Below are 15,886 nucleotides of genomic sequence, written 5' to 3'. Positions count from 1 at the left end.
AGCGGAGCGAAGCGGAGTCTGTTTGCGCGGGGGCGGTGGCCAACAAGCCCCCGAAGGGGGCGCGTTAGGGTCCAATAAGGCCATGCCCGCGAAGCGGGCCGGCAAGCCCCGAAGGGGCGCGGCAGGTGTCAGCAGGCTTCCAGGGCCACGTCACAGTCACCACAGATCAGATTCAGCGACGGTTTCCCCCAGGCATTGGCTCCGCAATCCGGGCAGGTAAATTTCACCCGCGTTTGCTTGTGTTCTGTTTCCAGGACAAGTTCGCCACCCTCTCCTATCTCGACACCCCAGGCGGCCAGTTCCTCGCTCATTTCGTCCACTGTCCCGTCAGCGATGGCCGCCTGGAGCCTTTCACGGGCCGGAAACTTGTCCGCCCAGGATATGCGGAAGTTTCGGGTTAGCAGCTCCTGGCAAGCATCCTCGAAGGGACCGCCCTCGATGATGTAATCCGCCATCTTGTCGCCAGTCTTCGCCCCGCCAGGCTTTCCGGTCGAAGATGGCATGAGTCCGATTTCTTCCATGCGCTCGGCCCACTCTTTGTTGTGGTAGCCCCTTCGGCCTGGCTTGCCGAAGTGGTGCTGCCACAGGTGGGCCATTTCGTGAACCAGGGTCTGCATGATTTCTTCCGGGGGGCACACTGCGAAGTAAGCCGGGTTCATGGCGATTTCGTCAGTGGTGCCGCCGTCCCGACTCACGAACCGTTCAGCGGAAAAATAGCCGTAGGTCTGTTTTTCACGCTGTAGGGTGATCAGGCAAACCGGCAGCTCAGAGTCGAACAGCGCATCATTGAAGTGATCGAACGCGGCTTGTAATTCCTCGTATGTCGTTTCGGTGGGTTTCATGGGCGGCCCTTATTTTTGGATTGTACAATCCAAATTATAACCCCGTTTTTGGATTGTACAATCCAAAACTTGCAAGAGCCCGGACCAAGCCGCCACGGCGGCGCGGGAGCAGTCGGGCAGGCAAAAGCCCGCCTGGCGAAGCCAGCGGGCCGGCGAGCCCCGCAGGGGCTCGGCCCTCCGGGGGTACGGCGATTTCGTACGCACGAAAAGAAATGGGGGGTTTAAGGCTAGGGCAGGATTCGCAAAGTGCTGGCATTTGCCGGCACATTTGCCTATAATTCCCCCCAAGCCCCCCATTTCATCCATCGACCAAGGAGCAGTCATGAACGACGCCAGTATGGAATCAGCGGCGATTGAGGGCGCCGCTTTCAATCAATACCGCCTTTCCTGGTTGGCCTATTTGCGGCCGCTAGTCCTGTTCGGCGTGATGCTTTTCCTGGCGTTCCTGCTCGGTGGCATCCACGTCGCCGTCATCTATGCCGGCGTTGCGTTGGCCGTGGCCGTCCTGGTCTACAAGATCATGGTCCTTCGGAGTGTGGTCCTGTTCGTCAACGATGAAGGGGTGTGGGTCTATAGCGGCGTCCTTCCCTGGTCCAAGGGGATAGGTGGCGTTCGCTGGCGTGACGTGGAAGACGCTCGTTATAACCCTGGTTTCCTTGGGTGGGCGCTCAAGTCTTATACCGTTAGAGTCGGGCACCGCTTCACCCGTGGAAACGAAATCGTCCTGCCCAGCGTGAAGCAGGGGGACAAGGCCGTGGAGCAAATCAACGCGCTGCATGGTTCCTACCTTCGGAACGGGGGAGGGCAATAGCACTTATGCCGCGAGCTGAAACACGCCTATCTGAGGAAGAAAAGCAAGCCTGGGTGGACTTCTGCCAATTCGCAGGAGAGCCCGAAGCGAAGATGCTCAGAAAGATGATCCTCAAGGTGTCCGGTGGGGCAGAGGCCAACCCAGCGGCGAGCAAGCGCGAACCAAAAACGGGGAAGGTCACTGTTCGCCTGACTGAAAGCGAGCGGGTTAAGCTCCTGGAGAAGGTAGAGCGAGAGGGCTACGAGAATCCCACCAAATGGACAACGGCACTGGTTAGGTCGGCGCTTCATCGGGAGCCAGTCCTAACCGACGATGAAGTGGCCGCACTGCGGGAATCCAACCGAGAGCTGGCCGCCATCGGCCGAAACCTCAACCAAGTGGCCAGGGCCTTGAATATCGAGTTCAGGGAAAGCGACAAACTCAAGAGGGAGGCCATCGAAAAGCTGGCCGAGCGGATCGAGCAGCACAAAGACCAAGTGGCGACGCTGTTGACCAGGAACATGAGCCGCTGGGAGGAAGACGATGGGTAGCCTGGCCAATGACACCATATCGGACCTGTTAGATGGTGACGTAAAGACCAAAGCGAACAAGACCGGCAACCTATCGCGAGCCAAGCGGATTGCAGACCGTGCGCCGGAGGTCATGGTTAAGATCAGCGGCAACACCAAAGGCGCCGGCCATGTCCAGGCGCACTTGGACTATATCAGCCGCAACGGCAAGCTGGAGATCGAGGACGAGCGGGGCGAAACCCTCAAGGGGAAGACCGCCGTTCGTGCTTTGGCCAAAGACTGGTCGCAAGACCAAGGTAAGCGCCGAAAGAATACCCGAGAGACGACCAATATAGTTCTGTCCATGCCGGACGGGACAGAGCCCAAGGCCGTGAAGAACGCTGCGCGGGCGTTTGCCAAAAACCAGTTTGGCAAGAACCATCAATATGTCATGGCATTGCACACTGACACTGATAGCCCCCACGTCCACCTGACCGTCAAGAACCTGGGATATGACGGCCGGCGCCTGCACGTCAAAAAAGGTGATCCTCAGATATGGCGAGAGAGCTTCGCCGCCGAGCTGGAGCGTCTAGGCGTAGAGGCAGAGGCGACACCGAGAGCGACGCGGGGAGTGATCAAGAAAGGGATTAGCCAGGCAATCAAACACATGCGCGACAAGGGCATGACGCCGGCAGTGGACCAAGCCAAAATCCGCGAAATCATCGAAGACTTTAGCGCCGAGAGGGCAGGGAAAGAGCCCCGGCCGCGCCCTTGGGAAGACAAGATCAAAGACCGCCAGACCTATGTTCGCAAAGCCTGGCTGACGGCGGCCAAGGACTTGAATCAGAGTGACAACGCCGAAGATCGGGAGTTAGGGCAGAGCATAGCGACATTCGTCAAGGATATGCCGCCCATGAAAACCGAACGTCACGAACTCCAGGAGAAGGTGGCAGCGCAGCTTCAACAGCGTGGCAGTGGCCAGCGCGGTGGCGAGAAGGGAAGGGGGCAAGACCAGGAGCAAGAGGACGAACGTTAACCAGCTCCTACCAGGCAATAAAAAACCGGCCGATGCCGGTTTTTTTGTGCCTACTGAAAGGTGCCGTCTGACTGAAAAACTATGCCATACCGATCAAATAGCTTCATGATTTTGTCCAGCGTGGCCCGCCGAGGGGTGGACTGGCCAAGCTCGAATTGTCGAACGGCCGTCTTTCCGGCGCCCGATGCTGCACAAAATTCGTCACGGGTCATACCTAGATACTCGCGGGCATGGCGGCATTGAGCGCCGCTGATGGCGACGCTGGGCGCCGTATAGCCTTGGCGCTTTGTCTTGATGCCGAGCTGGTTCGTCCATGCCGACGCAGTAGCGTAGGAGATACCCAAGGACTTCGCCATGTCAGACAGGTTGCCGGCCTGGTCGTATGCTTCACGAATTTGATCAACCGTGAAGTTGTCGAGCTTTACCCGTGGCATGAATCACCGTTCCAGGTCCTGGTCCTGCTCTTGCTCCCGCAAGGCCTTGGCCTTATCTCGAAGTTCAGTCAAGATTGCCCGTCCTTCATTGAGCCGGAACGCTGTTTGACGTTGAAAGGTGGCGGCCGGCTCAGACTTCATTCCGGTATCACTGCGGCCGTAATCCTTATAGATGGCCAAAAGGGTATTGCATGTATCTTCGATGATTTGCAGGTTTGATTCCTGGAGCGCGTGACCTAGCCGCTCGAAATGGTGCAGGGAATCAGCCAGCCACATAACATCGTCGGCGTGATGCGGTGCCCGAGGGTCATAGGCGCCGTTATATGGTGTATTCATTCTGATGGCGATTGCCACCCGTCCGACATAACCGAGTAATCGGCCAGCCTCCCAGGTGAAGTTAGGCATAGACATAGAAACTCCTTAGCGTTTCGTGCGCACGAAAAATAGGGAAGGGGGCCGGGATGCCCCCGGCTGCTCACCACTTGGCAGGTGACGCACCCGCTAGGCCGAAGCGAGCGGGCTTCATCCATGAAGCGTTACCGCTCCATGTCCGAATCGCCTTTGGCTGGGGCTGATTCCCTGATACGAATATCCGAAAGCTGTTCCGCCCCCTGGCCTAGCCGTTCCTGGACCCGTTCCATGAATCGGGCTCGATCTGCGTCACTTTTGAAGCCCTGGGCGACCTTCTCAGCGAGCTTGAGGGAGAGGGCGCTACCATCGCCTTGCTCTTGGGCCGTTTCGGCGTCATGGGACTTCTGAGGCGCTTCCTGGTAGCTGTTCGACTGCTGGGAGGCTTTACCCTGTTCGTGTTCCTGGATGGCCTCGCGCAGGTGTCGCGGCTGGCTTTCGGAGTCGTTGGAAATAAACGTGGACAGGCGGCGGCCGTCGATGAAGGTTTCCAGCTTGCTATCGGCATACATATCGGTGCGGATGCCGGTCTGGTCGCCGTTGCGGTCCTCGTAGCCAATGACAAACTGGCTGGCGAAGTCGTCCCGGTCCTTGTTCACGTCGATGCGAGCGGTGTAACCGTGTTGAGCGGCTTCGGCCTGCATCATCTTCCAGCTTTCCATCGGGGAATAGCCTTCCACTGCGTCCTTGTCGAGCTTGTGCAGCTTCTCGGCGGCGGCCGGCGTAATCGTCGCTTTCTGGCTTTGCTCCTGGTGCTGGTCACGGTTGGGCTCGTATCCCATCACCATGTCGCGGATTTTGTCCGCGTCGCGGGCAGCCCTAAGAATCTCTTTCGGGTCATCCTTGAGCACGCGAACCCAGCTTTTGACATAGGCCGCGTGTTGGCCAGGATCGTGTCCTATTTCCAGTTCTTCGCCAATCATAAGGCTGCTAATTTCCGCCCTAAGCTCCTCTTTTGCATAGGATTCGCTGCCGAATCCGCCGGACAGGTCGCGGTCTAGGCGGGAAGGGTGGCCCGTCCAATGCCCCAGCTCATGCAAGGCCGTGGAATAGTAGCGATCGGCACTTTCAAACTGGCCCTTGTCAGGTAGGTGGATCGAGTCGGTAGACGGGCGATAAAAGGCCCGGTCCCCTTGGTCGTGGTGCAGGTCCGCGCCTGATGCCTTTAGGATGGATTCGGCACGTTCGTGGCGATCCCATGCCGGTTCCTTCTTGGCTTCAAGGGGCGGAAGCCCCTTGATTTGCTCAGCATTGAAGACAACGGAACTAAAGACCTTCGGCTTGTCCAGCTCGACGCTGACCATCACCTTTTTGCCCTTGTCGTCCAGGACGGGTTTGCCGTTTTCGTCCCGTTTCGGGACGCGATCCCGGAACTTCCAATATTGGACCGCCACGCCTTTTTCGCCCTTGGATACCTGGGCGTTGACGCTTTGGGCCTGCTTGTAGGTCATCCAGCGAGGGTCTGACCGGCCTTGCATGGCCAGCCAGATAGCGTTTGCGCCCTTGTACCTGGTGCCGCTGACCGGGTTATGGGGCATTCGATGGGAACCAGGCTCCCATGGCTTTTGCCATGGGGCCGTGCCTGCTTCCAGTTGTTGGATAAGCCGTTCACTGATTTGCTCGTAATATGGCTTTTTGGTGTCCTTGCTCCCGGCCATGGGCTAGTCCTCCTGTTCTTCAATCGCCTCCTGGGCGTCTTCCTCGCTCAGCGCGTCTTCTTCGAAGGCGCCCAGCTCGGCCGCCTCTTCCTTGCTCACTTCGACCACCAGGCCGGGGGTGTTCAGGTCCAGAATTTTATCGCTCATTGTCGTTCTCCTTCTCGGTCACTCGTTCTTCGCGCAGCTTCACTTCCGGGGCCTGCTGGCCCTTGGATACGTTGCCGGCGACCTGGGTACGCACCTTGTCCATGAAGCGTTCGCGGTCGGCTTCGTTGCTGAATTGCTTTTGGCTGAATTTCTCGGCCACCTTGATAGCGGCAACCTCGTTCACCAGGTCGGGATGCTCCCGGACCAGCTCTTTAGCGTCGCGCTCCCGGTCTTGGAGTGCTTCGGCCTTCACGTCCCATTTGTTGCGGTGCGTATTGATTTGCTCGGTGCGAACCACCTTGCCTTGTTCATCCTTCACAGGACGGTTGACTGTCACCGGCTGGCGTCCCTGGTTCTCCAGCTCGACGGTATCCCCTTCCTTGGCGCCGCTTTCTTCCATGGCCCGTTCCAGGTCCACGCCCCAAGTGGTGCTTTTCTCGCCGTCCGCGTTCTCTAGGGTGACGTAGTAGCTTTCCCGGTTGTCCTTGTTGTGTTCGTAAGGGGCCTTGCCATGCTCCACCACCTTGCCCGCTAGGCGATTGACTGGCTCGCCGGCTTGAGACTCCTGGGCCGCTTGTGTGGCCTCCTGAGCCCGTTCCTGGGTTTGGCTGGCCGCTTCCCTGGGCTTAGCCGCTTCCGATTGCTGACGCGGCCGGCTCGGCTGCCCCTTGTTGGTTCGGGGCTGGTCTGCCTGCTCCCGCGCCTCGATCTCGTTTGGCTGGCGTTCGGTGGCCAACTTCTTGAGTCGGGCCAGGTCTTCTTCGCGGGGCTTGTAGCCGCGCACCTCAAGGCCTCGGGATGCTGCTTCTAGCCAGGCTTCGCGGCGGAAGTCCTGCGTTCCCTTCACTTGGATTTCGGTCCAGCCTCGGGACTCGGCAATATCGACCATCGAGCCGGCCACCTGGGCATTGCTCAGTTTGGTTTGCAGCCGGGCGCCCTTGTCCACGAACGCCAGCGAGTCGGGGCGGCCGGCGAAGTAATACTTGCCTTCCACCTCCAAGTAGGACTTGGCCACCTTCTCGGGCACCACTGGCTTGAAGGTCGTCTGCTCCTGGTCCGCGAATGGGTCATCCTGCTGCGCGGCCGGCGCGGGCTTGCCGACTTGCAGGCTGGCCGGGTCTTGGCGGTTTTCACGGTCCTGCTGTTCGCGCCGCGCCTCGGTCCTTGCTTCTTCTTCGGCCAGCATATCTTTCAGCGACTGGCGGCGGCTGCTTTGGAGCCACTGGCGGGCGTCGTTGTCGGCCTCGGATTCCTGCTTTTGCTCGATATGCGGCTCGATACTGTTCTCGCCGTCACCTTCCTGCTGATCGGCCGCGGCTTCCTCCTGGTCCACCTCCGGCGCTTGCTCCTGAACAGGTTCCGCCTCTTGCTCGACCGTCTCCAGGGCTGGCTGTTGAGCGCGTTCCTGGTCCTGTTCCTGTTCACGGTTGAGCCCCTGATTTACGTACCGCTCGAAGTTTTCGCTTATTACCGGGTCGTTAGTCTTCTCGTTCTTTTCTTCGCTCATGTTTTCCACCTTTGCGGACTGCGCCACGATTTGTTCGACTTGCTCCCGCACAGCATCGAGGCCGCGTGATTGATGCAGGTCGTTGAAGTCGGTCAGTCCGGCTTGTTTTTCCTGGTCGTTGAACTCTGGCACACGAAACGCGCCGCTGGTCAGCGTCGCCGCTTCTTCCGCTTTCTCGCGGCCCTTGTTCACCTTGTTGTCCCGGTCGTCGTCGCCTAGCACGATGTGCGAGCTGGCCGGGTATTTGTCTTTCAGCTTCTCGGCCACTCGCGGCAAGTTGCCGGCGTCCACAGTCATGACCACGGGACGGCCGGTGGCCTCGGCAATGCTGGCCGAAGTCGAATAGCCTTCCGCGTATAGGATCGGCTCGCCGTTTTGCAGCTCGCGGTCGCCTACCACGAAGTAGTTGCCGGTTTTCTGGCCGTTCTTCTTCAACGACTTGAAGCCCGTGCGGTCGATTCGTTGGAGCGTCCGAACCTCGTCATTCTCATTTTTCAACGGCAGCACCAGGCGGCCGCGCTTGTCCATTTTGGCACCAGGGAAAGGCTTCACGCCCTTGTTCTGCAAATATCCCTGGTCTGGCGTGGCGGCCGGCATGAGCGCGTAAACCTGGCCAGCGCGTCGGGCGTTGTGATCGTAGGAGCGTTCCTGTTTAGCCTGGCGTTCCATCTTTCGTTGGAGGGCCTGGGCGCGGAGGTGCGCTTGGGCTTCATGGTCCAGCTTCTGGCCCGTTGCTTTCCACTTCACCGGATCTTCATGAACCCGGTGATCTTGATACCAGCCGGCCGGGACTCCATCGAGGTATCCGACATAGACGCCGGTGCGTTGGCCGCGCTTGTCGTCCTGGGTCTTCACCCGATGCCGGCGCCCGTCCATTTCCGGGAGGCCATCGAGCACGAAACCTTCGGCCTCAAGGGTCCGGGCAAACTCCACCTGGGGGTCATTCTCGGCAGACGTGGAATTGGCCTTGGCCGGGTCTGGTGCCCACTGCGACACCTTGGACAGGTCGGCGCCTGGCTTGGCGTACCACAGCTTGTTGTCACCATCGAAGGTGATAGCGTTCGAGCCGTCCGGCAGCTTACCGGCCGCTTTTACCGCCTCGTCCTTTTCCTCGAAGGGCACCACCAGGTAAGTGTTTTTGTCGGCTATCTGTTCTTGTGCCATGCCCGCCTCCCTACGCTGCCATCACATCGAAGAAGTCATTAACCAGGGCGTCCATCGCCTCGTCGTCAATGTCGCCTTTCGGCACTTCGATTTTCGAAAAGTCACAACTGAAATTGTCCAGGTCCAGGCTGTCGATATTCTCAATGTCCTGGGCTGTAACGGGACGCTCGATCACCGTCCGATTGGCTTCCGACACAGTATTGGAACGAAAATCAAGTTCGCCCATCTTCCGGCTGCTCGGGTCCAGCTTCGGCACTTCCGGGCTGGGCCATTTGATGGCATCCGGGTCGCCTTGCTCCAGCGCCTTGAGGTTATTCCCCCGCTCGCTAAAGACCTTCTCCTTGTACCAGGTCACTTTCTCGCAGCGGATTGGCGGGGTGTTCTCCATGATGAGAATTTCCGCCTTCTCGCCAATGCCCTTCACTTCCTGGGGCAGCAACAGGGCGCGGCTATGGTCGCTTGCGTTTTCCGACCTGCTGGCTTTGCCGACCAGTTGGCGAGTCCGCGACTTGTTCTTGACCGTGGTCGTGCCCAACGTCTCCGAAATCTCTTTGGCCACTTTGATGTTCTTCGGCGCGAAGATGATTTGAAGCGCGTGGTTCTCCATGAAGGTTTCGGTAGCGTCGGCGCCGTAGACTTCTCGGAGCTGGGCCGGCGACTGGATGATGGGCAGCATCCGCAGCCCATAACCAGCGATATAGCTGATGCTCTTGGAAAGGATGCCGACTTTACCCATGGCCGTGAACTCGTCCGGCAGCAACAGGCACTGATATTTCAGCTCGGGATTCTGCTCGGGCAGCTCCCTGGTGTTCTGGTCGATCACCTGCTGGAAAAACAGGTTTATGAGAGGGGCCAGACGGTCCAGGTCATCGGGTGTGATCGCCACATAGACCGACATGCGCTTTTTGCGCAGGTCGCGCAGGTCGAAGTCGTTTTCTGCCGTGGCGGCGTCGATCATCGGGTTATAGAACAGCTCCAGGGCGGCCGTGAAGCCCTTGCGGACTGAGCCCCGCGTTTTGTCCGGGGTGTCCAAGTATTCTTTCAGCGCCAGGTAACATTCGCGGGACAGCGGGTTATCACTCTCCTGGCGTTCTTCGATGATTTCGGCCAGGCGTTCGTCGCCCATGGTGAGCTGACGCAGTGCCTCGCCCATGGTAACGGGCAGCTCGTCAGTCTCGATCAGATACAGCACGATGCCCAGCCACAGGGACCGCGCCGACGATTGCCAGATAGGTGCCTCGTTGTCGATCTTCGGGAACAGCATCTGGCCAATCTTCTGAATGTCGTTGATGCGGAACGCTGGATCGTCACTGATGTAATAGAGCGGATTCCAGCGGTGGGTCCGATGGTTTCGAGGCGCCAGGTTCAACAGGTAGCAGTCCTGGCCATGCGCGGAGCGAAAGCCGGACGTTATATCCCAGTTCTCTTGTTTGAGGTCGAGGATTACGGTTGAACCGCTCCAGGTCAGCAAGGTAGGTATAACCACACTCACGCCCTTACCGCTTCGCGTCGGTGCGGACATAAGCGCGTGTTGGTTTCCACCGTAGACCAGGAATCGTTTAGACAGGCCCATGAAGGACGTTTTTTGGCCGACTATGATGCCGTCATCGGCAAACAGACCGGCCTTTGCAATGTCCTTGGTAGTGGCCCATTTGGCATCGCCAAACAGTTTGCGCTTGGCGGGTGAGAAGATCACCAGGAGGGGAAGGCAGACCACTATCAGGCCCCCAAGGCCTGAAATGGTAAGCCAGGATTGTGTCGCCTTATCCTCGCCGTAGTAATACCAATATTGATAGAGAGTCCAAGGAGTGGCGGCACGGCCATCGAGGCCGGCCAGCTCCAGGTAGAAATAGCCGCTAAGCCATGCCCAGCCAACAATGGCGATAATGGGCACAGCCAGCAGTAACACAATTTTAAGCCATTTGGCGTCGCTTAAATTCAGGGTCATAGTAAATCTCCGTTACCACTCGCTTACCCCGCACGTTTTTAATCTGCACGATTATGTCAACGCACATGAAAAGCAGTTGTTTAATGTCTTCGCGGGTCATGGTCGCGCCGCTGCTTGATTCCTTGAGGAATAGCACTAGCTGTTCAATGGCCAGCTTTGCGCTGTTGGCGTGCATCGTGGTGATGCTGCCAGGGTGGCCACTGTTGACGTTGCGAAGGTAATAGAACGCTTCATCGCCCCGGATCAGCTCGGCCACAAAGATGCGGTCCGGCTTCATCCGCAGACTGCTTTCCAGCAGTTGTTGTTGAGTGATCGGAGACACGCCCTGGCCACCGGCCGAATAGAACAGGCTTGTGGTGTTCTGATGGGTCTTGTATAGGCCCAGCTCGTCCACGTTCTCGATGCTCAGCAGGCGTTCGTCTTCCGGGACCAGCTTCAACAGCGAGCGGAAAAACGTCGTTTTGCCGGACCCGGTAGAGCCAGACACGATGATGTTTTTCTTAGTGGCCACGGCCAGCTCCAGAAACTCCTTAAAGCGGCGGGCCTCTTTCAGCTCGATCAAGGTTTTTTCGTCCTTGCTCAGCTCGTCGGTGAAGTCCTCGCACTCGTCAAAGAACCCCTGTTCCTGGTAGTCCTGCAAAGTGAAGTCGATAGTTGACGGCTTTCGGATGGTCAGGCTGATACGGCCGTCCAGAGTCGCGGGCGGAACCGCGATCTGGATACGCTCCCCATCGGGGAGCGTGGCAGACAGTAACGGCTTGCGTTCGTCCAGGCTTTGGCCTGAGTAGGTCGCCGTCAGCTTGGCCAGGCGTTCACAACAGGCAAAGTCCAATGCCGGCACATCGTGGTAGGTCCAGCCTTTCCGGCTTTCGGTGATCACCTGGCCAGGCTTGTTCACCACGATTTCGGTGTTATCGGCGTCGTCCAGGAAGGGCCGGAGTACCCCCAGGTACTCCAGCAGTGACACCGCTTTGCGATCAATCGGCTTTGAGGTCATATACCCCCCTAAAATCGAGGTCACGCGCCACGAAGACGTTGATATGGTCGCCCTGGTGCTTGACCAGTGTCGGCGGAATGTTGATTGAGTTCTCCAGGGCAATGCTGGAAGCGTTCTTGGCTGCCTCGGCAGTGCCGCCGAACTGAATCTGGTTGCCGCCAGAACCGGAGTCTGACGCCTCGTTGGCCACGTAGGTGCCCACATCGTCGATCAGGCTAAGCATGATGGCCCCGCCGAAGCGTTCCCAAAAATGCGTATCCACGTAACCGGAATGGCCAGAGCGGCCCAGGGCATCGGTGCCCGGTGAATCGAGGTTGACCACTACGCCAGTAGGTGTCTCGATGCGATTCCACAGGACAAAGATTCGAGCCTGGCCACGTTGCAGGCCGCCTTTGTACTGGCCGACGATGCGCGAACCGCGTTCGAGCAGCAGCACCTTACCGCTTGTGCTGTACACGTCGCGGGTCAGACGGCAACTGGTCATGCCTGGAACGTCTGAGCTGATGGCCGTCTCCAGGGCGCAATCCAAGAACGTGCCTTTAGTCACGAACATATTGCGGTCTGCAATCAGGCTTGCCCGTGCCCCTTCAACTTGGGTTGGCTCCAGTGCGGCGCCCAGGCCGTCCGCTCGTTCAGCGTCGCCACCCATGCCGCCCATCATCGAACCACCGTTACCCTGGCCACTGGTTTGTTGTAGGGCCATTTGGCGGGCGCGTTCCTCGGCCGACATGCCAGACTGGCCACCTTGTCCACCACCCGACCGCGATACATTGCCAAACGCTAGCAGCGTAGACGACGCTTTCCGTTCTTGTGGTGTCGGCGGCTGGTCCTCTTGACGCCGGTTGTTGGTTGGGTAGCTAGGAGCAGGCGGCGGGGCCACCTGGCCGGTGCGGATGATTTCCGGTTGTTCCGGCTCGCTCCTGGTCGGTTCCGGGGGAGCGGGCGGAGCGGGCAGCTCAGGGGCAGGCCCCAGGCGATTGCCGATGGCATCGCTCGATGCCGGCGCTCGTTCTTCGGGCTTCTCGTCCGAGCTGAAACCACCATTCACGGCGATCAAGGCAAGCACCACCACAATGGCACCACCTACCGCGACCACCTTTTGCATCATCCCGCCGCTAGACTTGCCGCGCTGGTTGATGGACGGCATACCCCGGTCGGCATCATCCTGGACGCCTTCATGGTCCAGATCGTCTCTGTTCTCAGCCATCATTGACTCCCTCTAATTACTCGCTCAACGCCGGGGATCGTGGTTCCAGTGTCGTTTGTCACTCCTTCCGGGTCGTAAGATTCGTTGAAGATGCAGGCCACCGAATTGCCCTTGCGCATGACAAGTTGACGGGCAACCTTGTGAACCACGATGGTGTCCGGGTTTTCCGGGTCGATATGCGTGTTCACCAGACTTTCGGAACCATCCGGGTTCACAACGTAAATGGCCGGCATTTCGGCGTTGTTGTCGAACGTCAGGAACGTGAACTGGTTGTTATCGAAAGCCTTGCTCGGTGTAACTTCCTCGGAGCCTTTGGCCCAATAGTTCCAGTTTGCCGGCACCGGGTTGTCAGACTGGTTCAAGCGGGCTTGCAGTCGCTGGGCTTCCGCCTCGCGCTCTTGTCGAGCGGCGATTTCATCGGGGTAACGGAAGTTGACCTGGAACAGCATATCGTTGGGGTGCGGGTGCGCCCCATTTTGCGACCAGTGCGCTGACAGCTCGAAGTTGTAAACGCGGCGTGACGTGATAACCGTCATGTTCGTGGTCGCATCATCACCCTTCGGCTTGATGAAAATGTGATTTCCGACCGGCGCCACTTCCCAGGCGTCTTTGTCGCCCATGGCAATTTGTTGGACCGTCTCGGACGGGCTGAATTGAATATGCGTGGAGAAGCCAAAATGGCCGACCAGTTGGACGACTTCCGCCGCCTTGTAGTCAATGAATCTCACGCGCTGATCCAGCGGCCCACCGTGTGGAATCTCCAGGGCGTAAGCGTTGCTACCGAACCCCAGGCAAACGGCCAACGCGATACCAGATAGTGATTTTGCTCGTATCATGTCAGCCTCCGATGCTTTCCTGGTCGTTGCGATACCCGACCACCTGGAAGCCAAGCGGGTTAAGCTGCCGGCTCTCGATGTCCATTGGCGAGTTCAGGTAGGTATAAGTCACCGTGGCCGCCCAATGGGTCAGCGGGCTGCGCTCCCCTGCCCTTTTCACCTGTTTGGTGTATCGAACCAGGGCCGTTGTGCGCGTTTCACCGTCCACCGTTTCGGTGTTGATGATGCTGATGGCTTTCAGGTTGGTTTCCACTTCGGTGTTGCGACCGTAGACGGAAACAGGCGCCCGCTGGTTCTGGCGCGGGTCGGTATATGCGGCATAGGCTTGTTGAACCGATGCGCTGGACATGAGGCCGACCAGGTTGCGGTCATACTCGCGGGTTTCCCACTGATAGCCCTCGCGGTGGCGGATATATTGGCCCAGCCAATATTTATCCAAGGCCTCCTGGGCGTCCTCGTCCACTTCGCCGGCCGTGTCGGTCAGGGTCGAAACCACGTCCACCACGCCGGTATTGTTATCGACGCGGATGACGAACGGCTCAACGGTCTTGAGGGGCGCCAAGCTGGCCAGGCCGATAGCTTCCAGAACGGCGATCACCGCGACAGCACCGACGATGCGCCACGCTCGTTTCTCCGACCGCTGGATGCGGTCTGTCTTGTCTTCGTCCCAACTGCGCGCCTCGTCAAAATACTGCTTTTCCAAGGCCGCCTTGGACGGCTTCTTTTCCTTATCGGACTTCATCAGTGATGGCCTCCATTCCTCGGATGACCAGGCGGAAGCTGGTTATTCGGCTTCGCCTGGTGTGCGGCGCGGTGCGCGTTGATTTGCTCCTGAGTGAGCATTTCGGGGTTGATGGGCTGCATACCCTTCCCGTTGTCCTCGCAATGAGGCGGAGGCGGCACAGACGCACAGGCGCCCAGGGAAAGAGCCATTGCAACAACGCTTAGTGTTTTCAGGTTCACTCGAACTCTCCTTGATCAGTGTGTGTTGGCTTGATAATCAAAATATAGCATTTTGATTATCAAAATACAAAACTTTGATATGGGCTAAAGCCCAAAAAATTGCCAAATATGGGGAAATGGCCGCACCGGATGGTGCGGCGGAGTCCTTTCCCGTCAGTCCTTACATGCCAGTGATCGAGTTGCCGGAACCAAACCGCTTCTGATACGCGGCATAACCGGCCTTCGCGCCACGGTATGGGCTTGCAGCAGCACGGCCGGCATAACGAGCGTCGCGCTGCAAGCCGCGATACTGGCGGCGGATCGTGGAAGGACGCATGGCATTCATGGCGGACCCGATAGCGCCTTGCGTAGCCAGGGCCACGCCGCCACCGAGAGCGGAGGCAACAGAGGGAACCTGTCTTACCACCAGGATGCAGAGGGCAAAGACGATGCAGAGCATGGACGCGTCGCCCAGGTTGGCCAAAGCGCTAGCGTTCGCGCCCATGGAGCTGATAAAGGAATCAGCAAGGGAGGTCATTAGCTGGCCAATCGCTGCCGCCAGTATCAGGATGAATCCGAAGTTCATCACCATGCCTAGCCAGCTTTCAAAAAACCGCTGCGTGGAGTTGAACAGCAGCATGATGATGAACAGCGGGCCAATCGCCAGAAGGACCGTGGTCATGATCTTGCTTAAAAGGATAAGGAACGCCACAACGAGAGACAGCGCAGCACCAACGACCAGTACAATGATCGAGATAAGGTACATCCCGAAATTACCGTTCATGATGCCGCCCTTTTTCCAAGCTGCTTGTGACACCTCGAAAACCTTAGAAAAGAGACTATCCAGGGTTGCCGCTGACGTACCCGTGGGGGAGCCGGTAATCACCGAGGCGATGGTTTCCGGTCCTTTTGCCAGGAAGTCCACCACCAGGTCGGTGTAGGTGCCGACAGTCAGCCCCAGGGTAATGATGAAGCCAATTCGGAGGATACGAAAAACGCCATCCTGCAAAGGCTCGCTGGCCTTGCCGAACATCATCATGTAGCCCCAAATGGCAATCCAGATAATCAACAAACTGGTGAATATGGGGGTTATAAACGAAATAATGTCCCCGGCGGTGCTGGTTATATACGTATCCAGCGCCTGATCCACCTTATCGAAAATCGCTTCAAACAGGTTGGTGGACGCCATGACAAATCCCCTTACCAGTTATTAACGTCGTGCAGGGAACCGGAGGAAAGCTGTTTTTCAGCTTCAAGCGCATTTGAACAATTCGGCGTATCTTTCAGCTCGCCGGGGTTGTTCGCGCATTCTTCCAGTGTTGCCTGGCGTTCGTTGTCGTGAGTTTTGAACCATTCCACGTCATGGACAGGGCCGGTTTCCTTGGTGTCGTCAAAGCACCCGGTCAGCGCGAAGCTGACCAGGGTCACGACTGCAAATTTTCGTGCGCACGAAAAATTCAT

The 15,886-nt window shown here is 58.2% G+C and carries 16 protein-coding genes; 3 read left to right on the top strand and 13 right to left on the bottom strand.

Features of this window, described 5'->3' with window-relative positions; genetic code table 11:
* Positions 1–128 precede the first annotated feature (128 nt).
* Complete coding sequence (locus R6258_RS18170; protein ID WP_112777815.1) at positions 129–842, bottom strand: SprT-like domain-containing protein; 714 nt, start codon at positions 840–842, stop codon at positions 129–131.
* A gap of 322 nt (positions 843–1,164) precedes the next feature.
* Between R6258_RS18170 and R6258_RS18165 the strand changes: the two genes are divergently transcribed.
* Genes R6258_RS18165 through R6258_RS18155 form a run of 3 tightly spaced genes read left to right on the top strand, consistent with a single transcriptional unit; the run spans position 1,165 to position 3,177 of the window.
* Positions 1,165–1,653: a hypothetical protein gene (locus R6258_RS18165; protein WP_012850386.1), complete on the top strand. Its 489-nt coding sequence runs from the start codon at positions 1,165–1,167 to the stop codon at positions 1,651–1,653.
* A gap of 5 nt (positions 1,654–1,658) precedes the next feature.
* Complete coding sequence (locus R6258_RS18160; RefSeq protein ID WP_318453270.1) at positions 1,659–2,183, top strand: plasmid mobilization protein; 525 nt, start codon at positions 1,659–1,661, stop codon at positions 2,181–2,183.
* On the top strand, positions 2,176–3,177 hold the full coding sequence (locus R6258_RS18155) for a relaxase/mobilization nuclease domain-containing protein (protein ID WP_318453268.1): 1,002 nt from the start codon (positions 2,176–2,178) through the stop codon (positions 3,175–3,177). The genes R6258_RS18160 and R6258_RS18155 overlap by 8 nt, the downstream gene beginning before the upstream one ends.
* Positions 3,178–3,227: 50 nt before the next feature.
* Here the strand turns inward: R6258_RS18155 and R6258_RS18150 are convergent, their stop codons facing one another.
* From R6258_RS18150 to R6258_RS18095, 12 genes are all read right to left on the bottom strand, one after another.
* Positions 3,228–3,611: a helix-turn-helix domain-containing protein gene (locus R6258_RS18150; protein ID WP_114320488.1), complete on the bottom strand. Its 384-nt coding sequence runs from the start codon at positions 3,609–3,611 to the stop codon at positions 3,228–3,230.
* Positions 3,612–3,614: 3 nt separating this feature from the next.
* Positions 3,615–4,016 (bottom strand): hypothetical protein, encoded by a 402-nt coding sequence (locus R6258_RS18145; RefSeq protein ID WP_318453265.1) that lies wholly within the window; start codon positions 4,014–4,016, stop codon positions 3,615–3,617.
* 131 nt (positions 4,017–4,147) lie between these two features.
* Positions 4,148–5,677: an ArdC family protein gene (locus R6258_RS18140; RefSeq protein WP_318453264.1), complete on the bottom strand. Its 1,530-nt coding sequence runs from the start codon at positions 5,675–5,677 to the stop codon at positions 4,148–4,150.
* A gap of 3 nt (positions 5,678–5,680) precedes the next feature.
* On the bottom strand, positions 5,681–5,824 hold the full coding sequence (locus R6258_RS18135) for a conjugal transfer protein TraD (RefSeq protein ID WP_318453262.1): 144 nt from the start codon (positions 5,822–5,824) through the stop codon (positions 5,681–5,683).
* Positions 5,814–8,495 (bottom strand): LPD7 domain-containing protein, encoded by a 2,682-nt coding sequence (locus R6258_RS18130; RefSeq protein WP_318453260.1) that lies wholly within the window; start codon positions 8,493–8,495, stop codon positions 5,814–5,816. Before R6258_RS18130 ends, R6258_RS18135 begins: the two co-directional genes overlap by 11 nt.
* Before the next feature lie 10 nt (positions 8,496–8,505).
* Positions 8,506–10,443 carry a type IV secretory system conjugative DNA transfer family protein gene (locus R6258_RS18125; protein ID WP_318453258.1) on the bottom strand — a complete coding sequence of 646 codons (1,938 nt, stop codon included), beginning with the start codon at positions 10,441–10,443 and terminating at the stop codon, positions 8,506–8,508.
* Positions 10,409–11,440: a P-type DNA transfer ATPase VirB11 gene (gene virB11, locus R6258_RS18120; protein WP_112777808.1), complete on the bottom strand. Its 1,032-nt coding sequence runs from the start codon at positions 11,438–11,440 to the stop codon at positions 10,409–10,411. Before virB11 ends, R6258_RS18125 begins: the two co-directional genes overlap by 35 nt.
* Positions 11,421–12,650, bottom strand: a complete 1,230-nt coding sequence (gene virB10, locus R6258_RS18115; RefSeq protein ID WP_012850349.1) for a type IV secretion system protein VirB10 — start codon at positions 12,648–12,650, stop codon at positions 11,421–11,423. The genes virB11 and virB10 overlap by 20 nt, the downstream gene beginning before the upstream one ends.
* Positions 12,647–13,483 (bottom strand): P-type conjugative transfer protein VirB9, encoded by an 837-nt coding sequence (gene virB9, locus R6258_RS18110; RefSeq protein ID WP_071818559.1) that lies wholly within the window; start codon positions 13,481–13,483, stop codon positions 12,647–12,649. The genes virB10 and virB9 overlap by 4 nt, the downstream gene beginning before the upstream one ends.
* 1 nt (position 13,484) lies before the next feature.
* The gene (locus tag R6258_RS18105; protein ID WP_318453253.1) at positions 13,485–14,225 is read right to left on the bottom strand and encodes a virB8 family protein; all 741 of its coding nucleotides are present in this window, start codon (positions 14,223–14,225) and stop codon (positions 13,485–13,487) included.
* A gap of 381 nt (positions 14,226–14,606) precedes the next feature.
* Positions 14,607–15,614 carry a type IV secretion system protein gene (locus R6258_RS18100; RefSeq protein ID WP_318453251.1) on the bottom strand — a complete coding sequence of 336 codons (1,008 nt, stop codon included), beginning with the start codon at positions 15,612–15,614 and terminating at the stop codon, positions 14,607–14,609.
* Between the two features lie 11 nt (positions 15,615–15,625).
* On the bottom strand, positions 15,626–15,886 hold the full coding sequence (locus R6258_RS18095) for an EexN family lipoprotein (RefSeq protein ID WP_318453249.1): 261 nt from the start codon (positions 15,884–15,886) through the stop codon (positions 15,626–15,628).

This window comes from Halomonas sp. HP20-15, from assembly GCF_033446685.1.
In the GTDB taxonomy this organism is placed as follows: domain Bacteria; phylum Pseudomonadota; class Gammaproteobacteria; order Pseudomonadales; family Halomonadaceae; genus Modicisalibacter.
This window is presented reverse-complemented; position numbering and strand designations above follow the sequence as displayed.

Excerpts from the sequence above, each read along its gene's own strand:
- R6258_RS18145 (WP_318453265.1), bottom strand. The coding sequence starts at position 4,016 with ATGCCTAACTTCACCTGGGAGGCTGGCCGATTACTCGGTTATGTCGGA.
- R6258_RS18140 (WP_318453264.1), bottom strand. The coding sequence starts at position 5,677 with ATGGCCGGGAGCAAGGACACCAAAAAGCCATATTACGAGCAAATCAGT.
- virB9 (WP_071818559.1), bottom strand. The coding sequence starts at position 13,483 with ATGATACGAGCAAAATCACTATCTGGTATCGCGTTGGCCGTTTGCCTG.
- R6258_RS18125 (WP_318453258.1), bottom strand. The coding sequence starts at position 10,443 with ATGACCCTGAATTTAAGCGACGCCAAATGGCTTAAAATTGTGTTACTG.
- R6258_RS18130 (WP_318453260.1), bottom strand. The coding sequence starts at position 8,495 with ATGGCACAAGAACAGATAGCCGACAAAAACACTTACCTGGTGGTGCCC.
- R6258_RS18135 (WP_318453262.1), bottom strand. The coding sequence starts at position 5,824 with ATGAGCGATAAAATTCTGGACCTGAACACCCCCGGCCTGGTGGTCGAA.
- R6258_RS18165 (WP_012850386.1), top strand. The coding sequence starts at position 1,165 with ATGAACGACGCCAGTATGGAATCAGCGGCGATTGAGGGCGCCGCTTTC.
- R6258_RS18170 (WP_112777815.1), bottom strand. The coding sequence starts at position 842 with ATGAAACCCACCGAAACGACATACGAGGAATTACAAGCCGCGTTCGAT.
- R6258_RS18150 (WP_114320488.1), bottom strand. The coding sequence starts at position 3,611 with ATGCCACGGGTAAAGCTCGACAACTTCACGGTTGATCAAATTCGTGAA.
- virB11 (WP_112777808.1), bottom strand. The coding sequence starts at position 11,440 with ATGACCTCAAAGCCGATTGATCGCAAAGCGGTGTCACTGCTGGAGTAC.
- R6258_RS18095 (WP_318453249.1), bottom strand. The coding sequence starts at position 15,886 with ATGAATTTTTCGTGCGCACGAAAATTTGCAGTCGTGACCCTGGTCAGC.
- R6258_RS18105 (WP_318453253.1), bottom strand. The coding sequence starts at position 14,225 with ATGAAGTCCGATAAGGAAAAGAAGCCGTCCAAGGCGGCCTTGGAAAAG.
- R6258_RS18155 (WP_318453268.1), top strand. The coding sequence starts at position 2,176 with ATGGGTAGCCTGGCCAATGACACCATATCGGACCTGTTAGATGGTGAC.
- virB10 (WP_012850349.1), bottom strand. The coding sequence starts at position 12,650 with ATGATGGCTGAGAACAGAGACGATCTGGACCATGAAGGCGTCCAGGAT.
- R6258_RS18100 (WP_318453251.1), bottom strand. The coding sequence starts at position 15,614 with ATGGCGTCCACCAACCTGTTTGAAGCGATTTTCGATAAGGTGGATCAG.
- R6258_RS18160 (WP_318453270.1), top strand. The coding sequence starts at position 1,659 with ATGCCGCGAGCTGAAACACGCCTATCTGAGGAAGAAAAGCAAGCCTGG.